Here is an 18,602-nt window from a genome sequence, read left to right on the forward strand (position 1 = left end):
CACGGACCGCGTGACGCAATCGGGCGGCCAGCCAGCCAAGCGCCTGACCAAGCTGACCATCGCACCGACGATCTCGGCAGGTCCTGGCCTGTGGTCGCGTCCTGAACTGCGCGCTTTCGTGACCTACGGCAAATGGAACGATGCGGCCACCGCCTCGGTCAATGCGTCGAACAACGGCGGCCCGATCTACAACAACAATACCAGCGGCACTTCCTACGGTTTCCAGGTAGAAACCTGGTTCTAAGTTTGCAGGCGTTGTAAGTCAAGTTCAACCTGGCGCATCCTTCGCGGATGCGTTTTTGGCGCCGTCCCGTGATATAAATGCAATGTAGTCATGTCATGGATCACGGCGCCGTCTTTACACCAAGATGATGCCCGTTTGCAAGCGGGTCTGAGCACAAGAGCGCCGGCACAGGCGCAGATTTCACCTTTTTCGGCCCCCGTATGCCGAAGCCCCCTAAAAGCTTGATCAAAAAAGGAATGTGGAGATGAAACTGAAATTCAAGATTACCCAACTGGCCGCATTGACCACCCTGGCATTCGCTGGCAGCGCCTTTGCGACCGACGTGGAAGTGTTGCACTACTGGACCTCCGGCGGCGAAGCGAAGTCCGTGGGCCAGTTGCAGCAGATCGTGAAGGAAAGCGGCTTCGGCTGGAAAGACTTCGCCGTGGCCGGCGGCGCTGGCGAAAACGCCGCGACCGCGCTGAAAACCCGCGTCATTTCCGGCAACCCGCCGACGGCCGCCCAGATCAAGGGCCCATCGATCCAGGAGTGGGGCGCTGAAGGCGTGCTGGCCAATATCGATGATGCCGCCATTCCAGGCAAATGGGATGCCGTGCTGCCGAAAGTCGTCGCCGACATCATGAAATACAAGGGCCACTACGTTGCCGCTCCCGTCAACGTCCACCGCGTCAACTGGATGTGGGTCAATCCGGAAGTGCTGAAAAAAGCCGGCGTGGCCACCACCCCGACGACCTGGGATGCGTTCTTCGACGCGGCCGAGAAGATCAAGAAGTCGGGCGGCATCGCGATCGCTCACGGCGGCCAGCCTTGGCAAGACGCCACCGTGTTTGAATCCGTCGCGCTGGGCGTGGGCGGCACCGAGTTCTACAAGAAAGCCATCCTCAAGCTGGACCAGAAGGAATTGACCGGCCCGACCATGCTCAAGGTGTTCGACACCCTGGGCAAGGTGAAGACCTACATCGACAAGGATGCGGCAGGCCGCGACTGGAATCTGGCGACCGCCATGGTCATCAACAACAAGGCCGGCTTCCAGTTCATGGGCGACTGGGCCAAGGGCGAGTTCACGGCCGCTGGCAAAGTGCCGGGCAAGGACTACCTGTGCGTGGCCGCTCCTGGCACGGACAAGGCCTACACCTTCAACATCGATTCGTTTGCCATGTTCACGCAAAAGGATGCGAATGCGAAGAAAGGGCAGATCGCCCTGGCCAACGCCATCATGAATCCGAAGTTCCAGTCGATCTTCAACCTGAACAAGGGTTCGATCCCCGTGCGTTCCGGCGTATCGAAGGACAAGTTTGACGCCTGCGCCCTGAAATCGATGGAAGACATGGACGCCACCAACAAGTCCGGCGGCCTGGTGCCATCGTTCGCCCACGGCATGGCGTTGCCATCGGCCACGCAAGGCGCCGTGACCGACGTCATCGCCAAGTTCATGAACACCAACATGAGCTCGAAAGATGCGGTTGCAGCTTTGGCCAAAGCGGCAAAAGTGAAGTAATCACGACGGCGCCGGCACGCTCGCCGGCGCCCGCTGCATTGCATGCATCGCAGGCGTCCGCCCTGGCTTCGACCAGGCCGGCGCCACACGCAGTTCTCTCTACGGCTCTCCTATGTCCATACGCAAGCAATTCGACCGATGGATACCGCAGATGGTGTTGGGCCCCACGCTCATCGCCAGCCTGGTATTCGTCTATGGTTTTATCTTTTTGACCGGTTGGCTGTCGCTGACCGAATCGCGGCTGATGCCGAACTACGAGTTCGCCGGCCTGGTGCAATACGTCGAGCTGTTCGACAACGAGCGCTGGTGGACCTCGCTCAAGAACCTCGGCATCTTCGGTGTCCTGTTCATCGGTTGCAGCATCGCCATCGGCCTGTTCCTGGCCATCCTGCTGGACCAGAAAATCCGCGCCGAAGGCGCGCTGCGCGCCATCTACCTGTATCCGATGGCGCTGTCCTTCATCGTCACCGGCACGGCCTGGAAATGGATGCTCAATCCCAGCCTGGGCCTGGAAAAGGTCATGCACGACTGGGGCTGGACCTCGTTTACCTTCGACTGGCTGGTGAACTCCGACATGGCCATCTACACGGTGGTGATCGCCGGCGTATGGCAGTCGTCGGGCTTTGTCATGGCCCTGTTCCTGGCCGGCCTGCGCGGCATCGATGACGAGATCATCAAGGCGGCGCAGGTCGATGGCGCGTCCCTGCCGACGATCTACTGGCGCATCGTGATTCCCGCCATGCGTCCCGTGTTCTTCAGCGTGCTGCTGATCCTCGCGCATATCGCCATCAAGAGTTTCGACCTGGTCATCGCACTGACGGCTGGCGGACCTGGCAACTCGTCGTCCGTGCCGGCCATCTTCATGTACCAGTTTTCCTTCACCCGCGGCCAGCTGGGCCTGGGCTCGGCATCGGCAATGATGATGCTGGCCACCATCGTGGCCGTGCTCGTGCCGCTGATGTATCTGGAAACGCGCAGCGCAAAGGCGATGAGATGACACACACTCCTACACGTAACAACAAACTCACCCTGGGACGGGTGGTGTTATATCTGCTGCTGATCCTGTTCGCGGTGTACTACATCGTGCCCCTGTACGTGACCCTGTCGACGTCGTTCAAGTCGCTCGACGAGATCCGCAGCGGCAACCTGCTGGCCTTGCCGCACGTGTGGCAGTTCGATTCCTGGTCCAAGGCCTGGTCTTCGGCCTGCACGGGCGTCACCTGCGACGGCATGCAGCCGTTCTTCTGGAACTCGATCAAGATGGTGATTCCCGCCGTGCTGATCTCGACCTTCCTTGGGGCCTTCAACGGCTATGTGTTCGCGCACTGGCGCTTCCGCGGTTCGGAAATCCTGTTTGCCGCCTTGCTGGTCGGCTGCTTCATTCCGTTCCAGGTGGTGATCCTGCCGATGGCGCGCCTGCTGGGCGAATTCGGCCTGGCCAATACCACCACGGGCCTCGTCTTCGTGCACGTGGTGTATGGCACGGCGTTCACGACTTTGTTCTTCCGTAACTACTACATCGGCGTGCCGGAAGAACTGATCAAGGCGGCCCGCATCGACGGCGCCGGCTTCTTCCTGATCTTCCGCAAGATCGTGCTGCCGATTTCGGGTCCGATTTTCGTCGTCTGCATCATCTGGCAATTCACGCAGATCTGGAACGACTTCCTGTTCGGTATCGTCTTCGCCAGCGGCGATTCGCAGCCGATCACGGTGGGCTTGAACAACCTGGTCAACACGTCCACGGGCGTGAAGGAATACAACGTCAACATGGCGGCCGCGGTGATTGCCGCGCTGCCGACCCTGCTGGTCTATCTGGTCGCAGGCCGTTATTTTGTGCGCGGTCTGACCGCAGGCGCAGTCAAAGGTTAAGGAAAGAATATGTCCAGTTTATCGATACGCAGCATCCGCAAGGTGTACACGAATGGCGTCGAAGTCCTCAAGGGCATCGACATCGAGATCAAGGATGGCCAGTTCCTGATCCTCGTCGGCGGCTCCGGCTCCGGCAAGTCGACCTTGCTCAATATGGTGGCCGGCCTGGAAAGCGTCACGTCCGGCGAAATCCTCATCGACGGCAAGGTCGTCAACGACCTGCCGCCGAAGGACCGCGACATCGCCATGGTGTTCCAGTCCTACGCGCTGTATCCGTCGATGACGGTGCGTGAAAACATCGCGTTCGGCCTGAACGTGAAAAAAGTGCCGAAGGCGGAGCAGGAAGAAATCGTCGCCCGCGTCGCCGAAACCCTGCAGATCACGCACTTGCTGGACCGCCGTCCGGCGCAGCTGTCGGGCGGCCAGCGCCAGAGGGTCGCCATGGGCCGCGCCATTTCGCGCAAGCCGTCGCTGTTCCTGTTCGACGAACCGCTGTCGAACCTGGACGCCAAGCTGCGCGTGGAAATGCGCGCCGAGATCAAGCTGCTGCACCAGCGCCTGAAGGCCACCATCGTCTACGTCACGCATGACCAGATCGAGGCGATGACGATGGGCGACCTGATCGCCGTCATGAAGGATGGGGTGGTGCAGCAACTGGGCACGCCGCAGGAAATCTACGACAATCCGGCCAACCTGTTCGTGGCCGGCTTCATCGGCTCGCCGTCGATGAACTTCATCACCGTCAAGCCTGTCATCGAAGGCAACGAGGTGTTTGTCGCCATCGAGAACGCGGGCAAGAGCTTGCGCCTGGCCTTGCCGTTTGCCGCCGACAAGCTGCGCAGCTATGCGGGCCGCGACGTGATCCTGGGCGTGCGTCCGGAGCAGATCACGGACATGAGCAGCGCACACGGCGACGTGGGCCAGGAACTCGGTTGTCTGATCGACCTCGTCGAGCCAACCGGTCCCGACACCTTGCTGACGACGCGTTTGAACGGCGCGGCCGTGACTTGCCGCACGCACCCGCGCGAAGCCGTGCTGCCGGGGCAGACCATGCAGTTGTCGTTCAACCTGTCGAAAGCGGCCCTGTTCGATCCGGCCAACGGCGAACGCATCGCCTAAGCGTTGTCTCCATAAAAACGGCCCGCTTGTCGCATGACAGGCGGGCCGTTGTCGTTTACGCAGCTTGTTTACGCTGCCGCGCTTATTGCGCCAGCGATTTTTTATAGGCGATGGCGTGGCGCAGCTTGCCCTTGTCGTCGATCAGTTCATCGAACGCTTCCCGGTTGACTTCCCGCAGGGCACCCAGCTCGCGCGCGCTCTTGCCGCCGCTGACGATATCGTCCGGTTGCAGCGCCACCATCGCCTGCGCGGCCAGCAGGACCGCATTGGCATACGCGGTGGGATCGCGCAGGTCGACGCGCGCCAGGTCCAGCGCCGGCATGCGGCGCAGCCAGCCAGCCCAGTAAAACTCGAGAAATTCCGTGGCGTGCTCCGGCGGCTCGTAGCCGATTTCGCGCGTAAAGTAGACGAGCGAGCGGTACGGGTCGTCGCCCAGGGACTGCAGGCCGATGGCGGGCGGCAGCTGCCGCGGCGTGATGGCCTGGTGGCGGCCATTTTTCAGCCACACCTTGTTTTCCTCGCGCATGCGCGTCCAGAACGCCGCTTCGCCCAGCGCGCTGAAATTGTCGCTGACCTTGACCCAGACTTTCATTTGACGATTGCGCCCGCCGTCGGCCTCCCAAAATGTGGAAAACGTGTGGTGGCCATCGGTCAAATACACGATGCCGTGCGGGCCGATGACGACGGTCTTCATGTCATCCGGACGGCTGCCCACGGCCGCCTTGCAGCGGTAGCCGGCCGGTGGCGCGCTGAGCGTGGCGCCGGTCACATTGGCCGTATTGGGCAAGACGTCGCCCTGGCCATTGGCTTCGCACAGGTCGGCGAATTTCTTTGGCTTTGCGATGTCGGCGATGTGTTTTTCTTCGGCCGCATAGCGTCCCAGCTTGTAATACACCTGGTCGTAGCCGATGGCCGGCTGGGTCGGATGCAGTTCATCGAGGCGTACTTGCAGGATGCGCGGATGGGCGGCGCTGCCCACGACGGTGGCCATCAGCGCCTGCTGGCGCGCGCTGAGGGCCGGTGCCGGCGCGACGGCGGCGTCGCGGGCCCAGGCCATGCTGGTGAAAGCGAGGGCTAGCGCGGCGGCGGCCCGGGGGAATGCGGCGTGCATGCGGCCTCCGAAGTGAGCGGTATGGCGTGCAGCATAGCGCGGCACGCGATTTCGCGCAGTCCGACAGGCGCATGCACTGCGCCATATCAAGACAGCTTCTTAAAACCACGTCTCCACTTGCAGGCCGAACGAGGTCCCGCTGGTGGCGTTGCCGTACACGGGGCCCGATTCATTGGCCTTGTTGACGGCGGCCGTGGCGGCGTCGTTCCATTTGCCGTAGGTGACGAAGGCGCGCAGCTCGGGACGCGACCAGTAACCCTTGCCCGCCGTCAGGGTGGGCGCGAAGGTCAGCTTGGTCAGGCGCTGCGCGGCGCCGCCCGTGGGCGAGGTCACGCGGTCCGTGCCCAGTTCGAACTGCAGCTTGAAGTTGTCGTTGACGGCATACACGGGGCGCACGCCCAGGGTGGTCCAGGTCGAGCTGCCGCCCGTGGCGTCGGACTTGTCGCGCTGCACGATGGCGATCATTTCCGCGCTCCATTCCGGCGTCGGCTGTATCCACAGCGAATTGAAGATGCGCAAGCGCGTGACGTCGCTGCCGTTGCGGATCGAGCCCGTCGTGCCCATGCGGTTGCAGCACTGGCCGCCGGCGCCCGTGCCCGGCCCGACGCCGTACTGGATGCCGAAGGTGTTGGCGCCGCCCCATACTTTATCTTGCTTGTGCAGCACGGTGGCTTGCCAGCCGCTGTGCGAGGTGCTGTCCTTCTTGTCGGGCGTGATCAGGGTGGTCAGCACTTCCAGCGTGCCATCCTGATTGATGGGGATACCTTGGTAGACGAGGTTTTGCCGGATGGCCGAGCTGCCGGGCTTGTCGTTATCCTTGAAGAAACCATAGCTGATGCGGCCCGGTCCCAGCTTGTACTGGTCGATGCCGCCGCCCGTGCCGTTCATATTGATGTATTGCAAGTCCAGCATGTGGATGTCGGGACGCATGTAGTAGCGCTTGCCGATCCAGGCCGTGCCGCCGTTGAGGATTTCGATGTTTTTCGCTTCCACGTACATCTTGGACATGCTCAGGTCCGAATCGCTGACGGCGGAGCTGGGCGTATAGGCGGCCACCATGATATGGCCGACGAAGCTGACGCCGTTGGGCGACTTGGCCATTTCCTTCTGGTATTCGAATTCGCCATAGGTGTCGCATTCGTTGCCGAGCCGGTAGCGCATGGTGTTGCCGCCCAGGCCGTAGCAGCTTTGCGGGCCGCGGCTGTCCGTGCTCGAGCCGAGGCCGGCGCGGAAGTAGCCGTGGTATTCGCCTTCGGCATCGCTGGCGTGGGCGGCGCCGCAGGCCAGCAGCATGGCGCAGGCCAGGGCCAGCGAGGTCTTCATCGGGTGTTGCATACAGTCTCCTTGTCGTTATCAAAATGCGTGCTTGGGCACGTCGTACCGGATCGCTGCCGATCCAATCGGGGAGCTGCCTGGGCGGGAAGCTCAGGCGGCCAATATCTGTTTCGATGAAATCAGGTTGCCGGGCTGGCGCCGCGTGCGCGCCACGCCTTGCGCGTCGAACAGATGGAAGGCGCTGCTGGCGGCCGAGACCGTGAATGGCTGGCCCAGCGGTACGCGGTTGTTGCCGTCGCCGCGTATCACCAGTTCCTGGCCGTTGTCCAGCGCCAGGTAAATGAAGTTGGCTTCGCCCAGGTGTTCCACCAGGCTGACGACGCCCTGGAACTGGGCGCTGCCGTCGCCGTTTTCCAGGATGTGTTCGGCCCGCAGGCCCACCGTGACGGCGTCGCCCGCATGCAGGCCGGCCGGGTCGACGAGGGCCGTGATTTCCTGGCCGCTGGACAGCGCCACGCGCACGCCATCGTCCTGTGCGGCGACGACCTTGCCTTCGAAGAAATTCATCATCGGCGCGCCGATGAAGCCGGCCACGAAGCGGTTCGCCGGCTGCTGGTACAGCTCCAAAGGCGTACCCGCCTGCTGGATATGGCCGCCATGCATGACGACGATCTTGTCGCCCAGGGTCATCGCCTCGACCTGGTCGTGCGTGACGTAGACGATGGTGGCGTTCAACTGGTGGTGCAGCTTGGCAATTTCCAGCCGCGTCTGCACGCGCAGGGCCGCGTCGAGGTTCGACAGCGGCTCGTCGAACAGGAACAGCTGCGGTTCGCGTACGATGGCGCGGCCGATGGCCACCCTCTGGCGCTGGCCGCCCGACAGTTCGCGCGGCAGGCGTTCCAGCAGGTGGTCGATCTTCAGGATGGCGGCCGCGTGGCGCACGCGCTGGGCGATGGCGTCCTTGCTGGCGCCGGCGATCTTCAGGCCGAACGCCATGTTGCGGTACACGCTCATGTGCGGATACAGCGCATAGCTCTGGAAGACCATGGCGATGCCCCGTTCGGCCGGCGGCAAGTCGTTGACGACCTTGCCGCCGATGGACAAGGTGCCTTGCGAAATGCTTTCCAGGCCGCACAGCATGCGCAGCAAGGTCGATTTGCCGCAGCCGGAAGGGCCCACCAGCACGACGAATTCACCGTCGCGGATGTCGAGGTCGATGCCGGCCAGCACATTGTGGCGGCCGTCGTAGGATTTGGTCAGTTGTTGCAGGCTTACATGGGCCATGGCGCACCTATTATTTGACCGCGCCGGATGTCAGGCCGCGGATCAGTTGACGAGAGAAAATGACGTACATGACGAGCACGGGAATGACGGCCAGCGACAGCGCCGCCAGCACGGAGTTCCAGTCCGTCACGTATTGCCCGATGAATTGCTGCACGCCCAGTGTGACGGTCTTGGTGCGGTCCGACGGCGCCAGGATCAGCGGGAACCACAGGTCGTTCCAGGCGGGAATCATGGTGAACACGGCCACCGTGGCGATGGCGGGGCGGATCAGGGGCAGGATCACCTGGAAGAAGATGGCGAATTCGCCCACGCCGTCGCAGCGCGCCGCATCCTTCAGTTCGCGCGGCACCTGGCGCACGAATTCGGACAGAATCATCACGGCCAGCGGCAGGCCCTGCGCCGTGTACACGAGCACCAGCGCCGTCAAGGTGTTGATCAGGTCGAGCCGCACCACCAGTTCCAGGATGGACACCGTACCCAGGCGGATGGGGATCATGATGCCCAGCGCCAGGTACAGGGTCAGCAGGCGATTGCCCGTAAACGTGTATTCGGACAAGGCCCAGGCCGCCATGGCGCCGAACAGCACGATCAGCAGCAGCGACAGCAGGGTGACGAACAGGCTGTTGCCGAAGTACAGCAGGAAGTCGGAATTGGCCAGCACCTTGTGAAAGCCCACGAGCGAAAAGGTCGAGGGCGTGGGCAAGGCCAGCGGATTGTCGAAGATGGCGGCCCGCGTCTTGACTGAGTTGATCAGGATCAAGACGATGGGAAACAGGGCGATGATGGTGTAGCCGGCCAGGATCGCATGCACGGCGGCGCGGCCCAGGGGGCGGGTGGAAACGTTGCGCATGGCGGCCCTTACAGTTCGTAGCGTGTCAGCTTGCGCTGCACGAAAAAGAAATACACGCCCACGCCCACGAGGATCACGAGGAACATCATGGTGGCCACGGCGGCGCCCATGGTGGGGCTGCCCAGCTGGGCCTGGTAACCGAAGAAGGTGCGGTAAAAGAAGGTGCCGAGGATGTCGGTGGCGTAGTTCGGCCCCGCCAGCGCGCCTTTCACGGAATACACGAGGTCGAAGGCATTGAAGTTGGCGACAAAGGTGAGGATGGTCACCAGCCCCAGGGTGGGCCAGATCAGCGGCAGCTTGATTTGCCAGAAGATGCGCATGGCGCTGGCGCCTTCCGCGTGGGCTGCCTCGATGATTTCCTCGGGCACGGCCAGCAGGGCCGCATAGATCAGCATCATGGGGATGCCGATATATTGCCAAACAGAAATGAGGGCGATGGTCAGCAGGGCCGTCGATTCCTGGCCCAGCCATGGCGCGAAGTAAGTGCCGATGCCGACGCCATCCATCAGCGACTGGCCCACGCCCCACAGCGGCGACAAGATCAGCTGCCAGATGAAGCCGATGATGACGACGGACAGCAGGGTCGGCAGGAAGATCAGGGTACGGTAGCTGCGCTCGCCCTTCAAACCCTTGAGGCTGAAGAGGGTGGCCAGCAGCAGGCCGATGGGGTTTTGCAGCAGCATGTGGATGAGGAAAAACTTGCAGTTGTTCCACATCGCATTCCAGAAACTTTGCGACCATTGCGGGTCGAACAGGATGGTGGCGTAGTTGGCCAGGCCGGCAAAATGGTGCTGGCCGCTCTCATCGGTCGTGTACAGGCCCAGGCGCAGGGTATCGGCCAGGGGCAGGGCGCTGAACAGCGAGTAAATGACCAGCGCCGGGGCCAGGAACACGAGGACGTGCCATGGGAAAGCTTTTTTCACGGCGAAACTCCATACGAAGAAAAGCACCGGCGGCGGGGCCGCCGGCAAAACCGTGCCACCGGCTGCCGCATCGCACTGCTCAGGCCGGTTGCTCGGGGAGGGTAGACGTGGTGATTACTGTTGCGGCTTGTACCACTTGGCAAAGCCGGACTGGATCTGGCGCGCCGCGTCCTTCGGCGCCAGTTTGCCGTTCAAGACCTGGGCATTGACGTTCCACAGCTCGTTTTCCATGCTCGGCTCGCCACGGTTGAGGATTTGCGCGTTCAGGCGGATGGTCGAGGCGCAACTGGCACGCCAGCCGTTCATCTGCTTGGCCAGCGGGTCCTTGATGGAGATCAAATGGTTCGACAGCGAAAAGAAGCCCGTCACCTTGTTGGTGTAGATGTCGGCGAATTCCTGCGAGCCGAGCCAGGCGAGGAATTTGTAGGCGTCTTCCTTGTTCTTCGACTTCTTGTTGATGCTCATGCCGATGTCCGTGTGGTCCGAGATATAGCACTTGTCGCCAGCCTTGCGCACGGGCGGGTTGAAGGCGCCCAGTTCCAGTTCCGGATCTTGCTTGAAGTAGGCGATGTCCCAGGAGCCGGACGGGTAGATGGCGGCCTTGCCCAGCGCGAACTGGTTCTGGCTGTCGCCATAGGTTTGCGCGCTGGCGCCCTTGGACAGGTAGCTGCCCAGCCGTGCCTCATATTCCCAGGCGGCGACGAATTGCGGATCGGTAAATTTGGCCTTGCCGGCGATCAGCGCCTTGCGGCCCTCTTCGCCCTTCCAGTAATTGGCGCCGATGCTGGTGAACACCACCTGGTTCGCTTCCCACTGGTCGGCCGTGCCCAGGGCCAAGGGCGCATATTTGCCGCTTTTCTTGACCGTTTCCAGCACCTTGAAGAATTCCTCTTCCGTGGCGGGCGGTTGCAGTTTCAGTTCACGGAAGATTTTCTTGTTGTACAGGAAGCCATGCATGACGGACGCTATCGGCATGCAGAAGGTGTCCTTGCCATCGTCCGTCTGCCACGCCACCTTGGCCGAGGCGGGGAAGTTGTCCATGCCGGCCTTGCCGTCGAGCTTTTCCAGCTGGCCCCGCTTGTACAGGGCCAGCGAGACGTCGAACGGTCGGCAGGCCAGCAAGTCGCCGGCCGTGCCACCGCTCAGGCGCGCGTTCAGGGTGGAATCGTATTCGGTAGGGGCCGTGGGCGAGAACTTGATCTCGATGCCAGGATGCTTTTTCTGGAAGGCGGGAATGAGCACCGTTTCCCACAGGGTCTTGTCATCCACGCGCCAGCTTTCGATGGTGAGCGTGCCCGCCTGTGCCGTGCCGCTGGCCAGCAGCAGGGCCAGCAATGTATTGCGCGCGGCCGCGCCGCCTTTTGCATGCAGTTGCATGTCGTCTCCTTGTTGGTGTTGGTCTTGTTTGGCTGCCTGTTACGCTGCAGTTGGCGGACAGTAGCATCGGGGGAAATGTGACGCCAGCGTCCGGTATTGTGCCGACGATTATTTCTTATCTCGTTGATTTAAAAGAAAAATCTTGAAATGCGCGGGGGTGCTTGCTTACCTTTCCTTACCGTCGTCCGCTGCCGTGGCGCACCGCGCGGGGCGTCGGGTGTGTGGCGCCCCTTGTGCGGTGCGCAAGGTAGTGCAACAAAAGCTCACGTTTCTTTACAAATCAGGGTACTAAATTACCAACCTGCTGTTTTGTAGTTGGGCTATAGTTTGTCGCGACAAGAACAAGGGGACAGGATTGAAGACGCCGCCGCACAGCACCGCCGACCGCCATGCCGGGGCCGCCCGCCGTCGCGGCGTGGCGGCGCTGGCGCTGCTTGCCTTCATGTGCAGCAGCGTGCCGGCGCGGGCCGAAGCGCTGCAAGTGCTGCACTGGTGGACCTCGGCCGGCGAACGCCGCGCCGCCGACGTGCTGGTGGCGCGCCTGGCGCAGGAAGGCGTCGAATGGCGTGACGCGGCCATCGCGGGCGGCGCCGGGGTCGGTGCGGGCAAGGTCTTGAAGAGCCGCGTGCTGGCCGGCAAATCGCCGGAAGTCATGCAGCTGATCGGCTATACCCTGGGCGAGTGGAGCGACCTGGGTCTGCTGCTGCAACTCGACAGCGTCGCCGCCAGCAACAACTGGCGCGCGACCATGTATCCCACCGTATGGGGCTTGCTGCAAAATCGCGGCCATACGATGGGCGTGCCGGCCGGCATCCACCGCATCAATACCCTGTTTTACAACCGCAAGATCTTCCAGCGCCTGGGCCTGGCCGTGCCGCGCAGCTGGAGCGACTTCGAGCGTGTGGCCGGCAAGCTGCGCCAGGCCGGCATCACGCCGCTGGCGCAAAGCAGTGAAGCGTGGCAGGTAGCGACCCTGTTTGAAACGCTGGTGCTGGCCGAATCGGGGCCCGCGTATTACCGCGCCCTGTTTGTCGAGAAGAAAGCCGAGGCGTATGCGGACCCGCGCCTGCGCCACGCCTTGCAGCGCTTGAGGTCGCTGAAGCAATGGATGGGCATGCCGCTGCGCGAACAGGGCTGGCCCGAGATGGCGCGCCAGGTGGGCGATGGCGAGGCGGCCATGTACATCATGGGCGACTGGGTCAAGGGTGAGCTGAACGCCTGGGGCCGCGCCACGGACGAGGTATTCGGCTGCGCCGCCGCGCCCGACACGGGCGACTACCACCTGTACAGCATCGATACGCTGGCCATGTTCGCCTCCGACTACACGCACCAGGGCGCGCAGGAAAAGCTGGCGCAGGTGGTCGCTTCGCTGCCCGTGCAGCTCGAATACAGCCAGGTGAAGGGCTCGATTCCCGCCTTGCGCCAGGCCGACCTGTCGCGTCTGGACAGCTGCGCGCGCGCCTCGGCGCAGGCATTCGCGCGCGGCGCCGCGTTCCAGGCGCCCAGCCTCGTGCACCGCATGGCCACCGATGAAACCAGCAAGGACGCCATCATCGCCGAAGTGCACCGCTATTTCCTCGATGAGACGATCAGCGCGGCCGACGCGCAACGCCGCATCGGCAGCATGTTGCAGGCGCTGAATAAAAAAGGACGAGACCATGTCACGCAAAATCCTCGTCGTTGACGACGATCAAAAGACCCGCATGCTATTGAAGGCCTACCTGGAAAAGAACCAGTACGAGGTGGGCCTGGCGCACGATGGCGCCACCTTCCTGGTCGAATTCCACCGCCACGTCGACAGCCTGTCGCTGGTGATCCTCGACGTGATGCTGCCCGACACGGATGGCTTTGCCCTGTGCAAGGTGGTGCGCGCCCGCTCGAACGTGCCCATCATCATGCTGACGGCCAGCTCCGACGAGACGGACCGGGTGGTGGGGCTGGAACTGGGCGCCGACGATTACATCGCCAAGCCCTACAGTCCGCGCGAATTGCTGGCGCGCATCAAAGCCATCCACCGCCGCACGGGCATCGACGCGGCCGCGCCGCCCCGCTATTACCGCTTCGTCGGCTTCACCCTCGATACGCTGGAGCGCACGGTGACTGATGCCGACGGCGAAGCGCTGCAGCTGACGGGTCTCGATTTCCAGCTGCTGCGCTACTTTGTCGAGCATCCGGGCGATATCCTCGACCGCAGCGTGCTGTGCGAACAGACGCGGGGGCGCGACGCGGGGCCGCTTGACCGCTCGCTCGATGTACAGGTGAGCCGGCTGCGGCTGCGCCTGAAGGACGACGGCAAGCAGCCCATGCTGATCAAGACGGTGCGCGGCGCCGGTTATGTGTTTTCTGCCGACGTGAGCAGTGGACATGCCTGAGCAGGGCGTGCGCCGGCTGCTCGAGCGTCTGCTGCCGCCATCGCTGCTGGGCCGCCTGTCCGTGGTGATGGTGGCCGGTGTGCTGGCCACGCAACTGGTGGGCAACCTGATCTGGGCCACGCAGCTGCGCCGCGACTCGGCAGTGGAGGCGCGCATGGCGTCGCAGCACCTGGCCCGCAGCGCCGCCAGCACCATCCGTTTCTTCCTCAGCCTGCCGGCCAACTACCGCCCCATCCTGATCCAGCAATTTCGCGAGATGGGCGGCACGCGCTTCTTTGTCAACGTCAACCAGGGGCCGCTGGCCATCCGCGAAATTGCTCCGCACGCGCTGGCCGATACGGTGGTGGCCACGGTGGGTGCGGCGCTGAAGAGCGACTTGCCGCAGCTGGCCGGCTACCGCGTGGGCTTCGCCTGGCCGAGCGACCTGGTGGTGGCCGACAGCGGCGCGCACATCGGCGACTTGCCGGAAAACTGGGTGCAGCACATCTTGCTGCTGAAACCGAATCCCGCGCCCGTCCTCGTGATCCAGGCCGAGCTGGAGCCGGGCAACTGGCTGTACCTGGCGGCACTGATGCCCAACCCGTATTTCTTGCAAAGCAGTAATCCATGGACACTCGACCGGGTATTGCTGCAAGCGTTGTCGCTGGCGGCTGTGCTGCTGCTGTCGATCCTCGTCGTACGCTGGACCACACGGCCGCTGGCGGCCCTGTCGGACGCGGCCGAAGCGTTTGGCCGTGGCGAGACGCCGCCACCCCTGCCGCAGACGGGCAGCCGCGAGTTTGTGCAGACGGCGCGCGCCTTCAGCGGCATGCGCGAACGCATCCAGCGCTACCTGGAAGACCGCGAACGGCTGTTCGTTTCGATTTCGCACGACTTGCGCACGCCCATCACGCGCCTGAAATTGCGCACGGAATTGCTCGACGACGACGTGCAGCGCAACGAATTCCACGATGACCTCGATGAGCTGGACATGATGGTCAAGGGGGCGCTGCAATGCGTGAAGGATAGCGATATCCATGAAAACGCCACCGAGGTGCGCCTGGACCCCTTGCTGCAGCGCATGGTGCGCGGAACCCAGCTGGCCGGCCATGAAGTGCATTACGTGGAAACGGACCTGAGCGTGAAGGCCAAGCCCCTGGCCTTGAAGCGCGCCATCGGCAACTTGCTCGACAATGCCCTGTTTTACGGCAAGACCGCCCACCTTTCGGCGTGCCGCGAGGGCGCCAACGTGGTCATCCGCATCCGCGATGACGGCCCCGGCGTGGCCGAAGAGGCGTTCGCCAGCCTGTTCCAGCCCTATGTGCGCCTGGAACATGGCCGCGAGCAAAACGCGCATGGCATGGGATTGGGGCTCGGTATCGCGCGCAGCATCGTCCAGGCTCACGGCGGCGAGCTGACCCTGGCGAATCACCGCGATGGCGGCCTGGAAGCGACCATTCGCCTGCCGGCCCAGTAAGCGACGTCAGCTTTACCCGGCCAGCAGTGCGCTGGGCACGCGCGGCGAAGACATCAGGTCGCGGAAGGCGGCCCAGTGCTCGGCGCGCGTCGCGCCCTGGCGTTCGACATAGGCTTTCGCCATGTCCTGGCCCAAGTTGTAATTGATGACGTATGCGCCCATGGCATCGTAGAACTGCAGGCGCTGCGCGGATTTCTCGGCCGGGTACAGGCGCACGTTGACCAGCCATTCCAGTGCCTCTTCGCGCGTCAGGCTGCCTTTCAGGTATTGGCGCGCGATGTCGTTGTCGGCATAACCGAGTTTGGCCAGCAGCGCGTTGAGTTGCGCATAGCGGGGCGCCAGCGCCGGGTCGAGGCCGGCCAGCGGGTACAGCACCTGTTGTTCGAAAGCCAGCCGTTCTTCATCCGTAAAATTCAGTTCGATGCCGTAATTGGCTGTGCCTTCGGCGATCAACGATTGCGGCGAATACAGCGGATAGATGCAGTACTCCATCCAGCCCTTGCCTCGCACCAGGTCGCGCTCGAGCAGCACGTTGTAGACGTGGTGGCCCGGATACGCTTCGTGGCAGCCGAGATCGACGGCGCGATCGATGTACACGGGCAAGTCCGTATTGATCTGGATCACGCTCTGGTAGTTGCCCTTGTACCAGTTGTAGCCGCTCCACGGCTTGTCGGTGACAAATTCCAATATAAAATCTTCGCCCTCGGGCAGGGCGATGTAGCGCAAGGTGCGTTCGCGGCCCGCGCGGATGGCCGCATCCATGACGGCGTGCAGCTTGTCGGCGGGAATGATGAGCTGTGCGCGCAAGGCGTTGACCCTGTCGCTGACCGTGCCGTCGCCAGGCAGCAGGGCGTCGATCTGCGCCACCAGTGCTGCATAGTATGCGCGGCTGTGATGGGGCGAAACGGCGTCGTACAGGCGCGCGCTTTCCGTATCGAAATCGAGGCGCGATCCCTGCAGCATCTCCGCGCGCGCCATGACGGCTTGCAGCTGCTTGCGCAGGTTGAGGGCGCGCAGGCCAGTTTCACCGGCCAGCAGGGCCAGCGCCTTGTCCGTCGCAGCCTGGATATCGCTTAAACCCAGTTGCTGTTCCACCGCTTCCTGTTGCCATGCGGGCGGGCCGTAATAGGCGTCCACATACGAGGCATCGTGCTGGCCCATGGCCAGGACCAGTTTGACGTAGCGTTCGGCCACGCCGGCGAGAGTAGGGGAGTTGCTGTCGTTGTTTGTCATGGCGACCTGGTTTTGCGGTTGGGCAGGCGCTTATTGTATAGCGCAACAGGCTGGAGCGAGGCACGGACACGGAGCACGGACGGGCGGCCTCATTTCCCTATAACAATTAGAAAAATGCATCTTGATATAGCTCAGTGAACCCGGCGTTCGTGGCCTGCGCGTGCGGGTTTGGTAGCAAGATGGCGTGGTCTTCTTTTTTATGTGTACACGTGATTTTCCCCTTGATTTTTCTTCGTTTATGGACGAATATGATGTACGAGATCCGGCACTATCTGACATCATCGGGCAGGGATTTATATACGGAATGGCTGAAGCGCCAGCGCGACAATACGGCCAGGGTAGCCATCGTGCGGCGCGTGCTGCGTATGATTCCGGGCAATTTTGGCGATCATAAATTTTGCCACGACGGCGTGTGGGAATTGCGCATCGATGTGGGCGCCGGTTACCGTATTTACTATGCCATCGACGAGGGCCAGATTATTTTATTGCTGTGTGGTGGCGACAAGCGCACGCAGTCGAAAGACATCGAATACGCCTGTGCCTGCTGGCACGACTGGAAGGAGAGAGGACATGAAAGAGGACGTGAAACAGGTCATGAACAAACCAGCAAGAGACCGCTCGCATGATGAAGCGATGGCTGAACTGTACCGCGACGATCCCGCCTTCGCACTTGAACTGATCAACAATATCCTCGTCGATGGCGACCACGGCGAACTGCTGGCCGTGCTGCGCCAGCTGACGCGCGCCTTTGGCGGCGTGCCCGCCGTGGCGCAGGCGGCTAAGCTCAACCCTACCCAGCTGTACCGCACCCTGTCGCCCGATGGCAATCCCTCCCTGAGTACCTTGACGGCCATCCTCGATGCCATGGGCTTGCGCCTGGCCGTGGAACCCAGGCAGCCCGAACGTCCATTTTCCGCACCGGCTGCCTGAGTCCCCGCCCTGGGTTTAAAACTCCACGGGCCGTGCCTCGCGCATCGCTTGCGTCATGGCCAAGCCGATGCGCGTCGCCTCTGTTGCGTCGTGCAAGGTCAGCGACAAGGTGCGCCGGCCCAGTGCCGCATCCGTAAACTCCTGCGCCTCGATCAAGAAGGCGTCGGCGAAGCGGGCATAGAAGTCTGGCGTGCACTCATTGCGCACGCCATGCGCATCCGAAATTTCCACCCTGTTCAGACGTGGATTGCTGCCCACGGCCAGGCGGCCGCCCGTGCCGAACACTTCCGTCAGGGTTTCATGGCCATGCGCCATGGTGCGCGAGGCCATGAAGCTGGCCATGCTGCCATCGGAAAATTCGACCGTTGCCAGCCCGTTGTCGACGTCGCCGAACGCCTGCAAGCCCGTGTGGATGGCGTTGGTGCCGCTCGCATACACGCGCTTGGGTGCGGGGTTGCCCAGCAGCCAGCGCGCCAGGTCGATATCGTGCACGCTGCAATCGAGGAAGATGCCGCCGCTGGTGGGGGCGAAGCGCATGAAGGCGCCGCTGGGGTCGTTCTGGTCGCAGGTTTGCGAGCGCACCAGATACGGCTTGCCGATGAGGCCCTGGGCGATCTTTTGCTGCGCGTCATGGTAGCTGGCGTCAAAACGGCGCACGAAGCCGATCATGATCGTCAGCTGCGGGTGGCGCGCCGCTTCCGCTTCCACCTTCAGGCAGTCGGCCAGGTCCAGCGACAGCGGTTTTTCGCAAAACACGTGCTTGCCGGCGCGCAGGGCGGCGATGATCTGGTCCGCATGCAGCGAGGTGGGCGTGACGAGAAAGACGGCGTCCAGGCCCGGGTGGGCCAGCAGGGCGTCGTAATCGGCATAGCCGGTCGTGATGCCGAGCTGGCTGGCGGCCCAGTCCAGTTCGGCTGGCACGGGACTGCAGGCGGCCACGACTTCGGCATTCGGCACGCGCTGCGCCAGGTTGATGGCGTGGCGCTGGCCCAGCCGGCCCAGGCCGACGATGCCGACTTTTAATGTTGGGGATGACATGGTGTCTCCAGATATTTTTATTC

18 protein-coding genes are annotated in these 18,602 nt (G+C 62.8%); 10 read left to right on the plus strand and 8 right to left on the minus strand.

Translation table 11 applies throughout. The annotated features are described in order from the left end of the window. From SKZ59_RS22325 to SKZ59_RS22345, 5 genes are all read left to right on the plus strand, one after another. The coding region (locus SKZ59_RS22325) for a carbohydrate porin (protein WP_319992986.1) at window positions 1-244 on the plus strand (244 nt) is incomplete at its 5' end. Between the two features lie 244 nt (window positions 245-488). Then, complete coding sequence (locus tag SKZ59_RS22330; protein WP_034757604.1) at window positions 489-1,742, plus strand: ABC transporter substrate-binding protein; 1,254 nt, start codon at window positions 489-491, stop codon at window positions 1,740-1,742. Between the two features lie 112 nt (window positions 1,743-1,854). Further along, a complete protein-coding gene (locus SKZ59_RS22335) occupies window positions 1,855-2,739 on the plus strand; it encodes a carbohydrate ABC transporter permease (protein ID WP_010397323.1) in 885 nt (294 codons plus the stop codon). Then, entirely contained in the window at window positions 2,736-3,611 is an 876-nt protein-coding gene (locus tag SKZ59_RS22340; RefSeq protein WP_034757607.1) for a carbohydrate ABC transporter permease, read from the plus strand. Before SKZ59_RS22335 ends, SKZ59_RS22340 begins: the two co-directional genes overlap by 4 nt. Window positions 3,612-3,620: 9 nt before the next feature. Further along, complete coding sequence (locus tag SKZ59_RS22345) at window positions 3,621-4,730, plus strand: ABC transporter ATP-binding protein (protein WP_070303050.1); 1,110 nt, start codon at window positions 3,621-3,623, stop codon at window positions 4,728-4,730. A gap of 82 nt (window positions 4,731-4,812) precedes the next feature. On the opposite strand, the gene SKZ59_RS22350 is transcribed toward SKZ59_RS22345, so the two are convergent. The 6 genes from SKZ59_RS22350 to SKZ59_RS22375 form a co-directional block, all read right to left on the minus strand. Beyond that, window positions 4,813-5,841 (minus strand): ParB/Srx family N-terminal domain-containing protein, encoded by a 1,029-nt coding sequence (locus SKZ59_RS22350; RefSeq protein ID WP_319992987.1) that lies wholly within the window; start codon window positions 5,839-5,841, stop codon window positions 4,813-4,815. Between the two features lie 99 nt (window positions 5,842-5,940). Further along, window positions 5,941-7,176 (minus strand): carbohydrate porin, encoded by a 1,236-nt coding sequence (locus SKZ59_RS22355; protein ID WP_319992988.1) that lies wholly within the window; start codon window positions 7,174-7,176, stop codon window positions 5,941-5,943. A 90-nt stretch (window positions 7,177-7,266) separates the two neighbouring features. After that, window positions 7,267-8,400, minus strand: coding sequence for a sn-glycerol-3-phosphate ABC transporter ATP-binding protein UgpC (locus SKZ59_RS22360; RefSeq protein WP_319992989.1), 1,134 nt, complete (start codon window positions 8,398-8,400; stop codon window positions 7,267-7,269). 10 nt (window positions 8,401-8,410) lie between these two features. Next, window positions 8,411-9,250: a carbohydrate ABC transporter permease gene (locus SKZ59_RS22365; RefSeq protein ID WP_046684851.1), complete on the minus strand. Its 840-nt coding sequence runs from the start codon at window positions 9,248-9,250 to the stop codon at window positions 8,411-8,413. Window positions 9,251-9,258: 8 nt separating this feature from the next. Continuing rightward, window positions 9,259-10,173, minus strand: a complete 915-nt coding sequence (locus SKZ59_RS22370; protein ID WP_046685503.1) for a carbohydrate ABC transporter permease — start codon at window positions 10,171-10,173, stop codon at window positions 9,259-9,261. Window positions 10,174-10,287: 114 nt separating this feature from the next. Continuing rightward, window positions 10,288-11,550: an ABC transporter substrate-binding protein gene (locus SKZ59_RS22375; protein WP_319992990.1), complete on the minus strand. Its 1,263-nt coding sequence runs from the start codon at window positions 11,548-11,550 to the stop codon at window positions 10,288-10,290. A gap of 355 nt (window positions 11,551-11,905) precedes the next feature. On the opposite strand from SKZ59_RS22375, the gene SKZ59_RS22380 reads away from it, so the two are divergent. The 3 genes from SKZ59_RS22380 to SKZ59_RS22390 are packed head-to-tail and all read left to right on the plus strand — an operon-like array spanning window position 11,906 to window position 15,378. Then, complete coding sequence (locus SKZ59_RS22380; RefSeq protein WP_319992991.1) at window positions 11,906-13,234, plus strand: ABC transporter substrate-binding protein; 1,329 nt, start codon at window positions 11,906-11,908, stop codon at window positions 13,232-13,234. After that, window positions 13,209-13,922, plus strand: coding sequence for a response regulator transcription factor (locus tag SKZ59_RS22385; RefSeq protein WP_319992992.1), 714 nt, complete (start codon window positions 13,209-13,211; stop codon window positions 13,920-13,922). The genes SKZ59_RS22380 and SKZ59_RS22385 overlap by 26 nt, the downstream gene beginning before the upstream one ends. Then, the gene (locus tag SKZ59_RS22390; protein ID WP_319992993.1) at window positions 13,915-15,378 is read left to right on the plus strand and encodes an ATP-binding protein; all 1,464 of its coding nucleotides are present in this window, start codon (window positions 13,915-13,917) and stop codon (window positions 15,376-15,378) included. The genes SKZ59_RS22385 and SKZ59_RS22390 overlap by 8 nt, the downstream gene beginning before the upstream one ends. Window positions 15,379-15,390: 12 nt before the next feature. Here SKZ59_RS22390 and SKZ59_RS22395 read toward each other — a convergent pair whose 3' ends face one another. Then, window positions 15,391-16,611 (minus strand): hypothetical protein, encoded by a 1,221-nt coding sequence (locus SKZ59_RS22395; protein ID WP_319992994.1) that lies wholly within the window; start codon window positions 16,609-16,611, stop codon window positions 15,391-15,393. Window positions 16,612-16,862: 251 nt separating this feature from the next. On the opposite strand from SKZ59_RS22395, the gene SKZ59_RS22400 reads away from it, so the two are divergent. Together SKZ59_RS22400 and SKZ59_RS22405 are read left to right on the plus strand one after the other, a co-directional pair. Further along, window positions 16,863-17,237: a type II toxin-antitoxin system RelE/ParE family toxin gene (locus tag SKZ59_RS22400; RefSeq protein ID WP_413774592.1), complete on the plus strand. Its 375-nt coding sequence runs from the start codon at window positions 16,863-16,865 to the stop codon at window positions 17,235-17,237. Then, the gene (locus SKZ59_RS22405; protein ID WP_070303055.1) at window positions 17,206-17,541 is read left to right on the plus strand and encodes a DNA-binding protein; all 336 of its coding nucleotides are present in this window, start codon (window positions 17,206-17,208) and stop codon (window positions 17,539-17,541) included. Before SKZ59_RS22400 ends, SKZ59_RS22405 begins: the two co-directional genes overlap by 32 nt. 15 nt (window positions 17,542-17,556) lie before the next feature. Here the strand turns inward: SKZ59_RS22405 and SKZ59_RS22410 are convergent, their stop codons facing one another. Then, window positions 17,557-18,579 (minus strand): Gfo/Idh/MocA family oxidoreductase, encoded by a 1,023-nt coding sequence (locus tag SKZ59_RS22410; protein WP_070303056.1) that lies wholly within the window; start codon window positions 18,577-18,579, stop codon window positions 17,557-17,559. Window positions 18,580-18,602: the final 23 nt, after the last annotated feature.

The sequence above is a fragment of the Janthinobacterium sp. GMG2 genome (assembly GCF_033949445.1).
Lineage (GTDB): Bacteria > Pseudomonadota > Gammaproteobacteria > Burkholderiales > Burkholderiaceae_D > Janthinobacterium > Janthinobacterium aestuarii.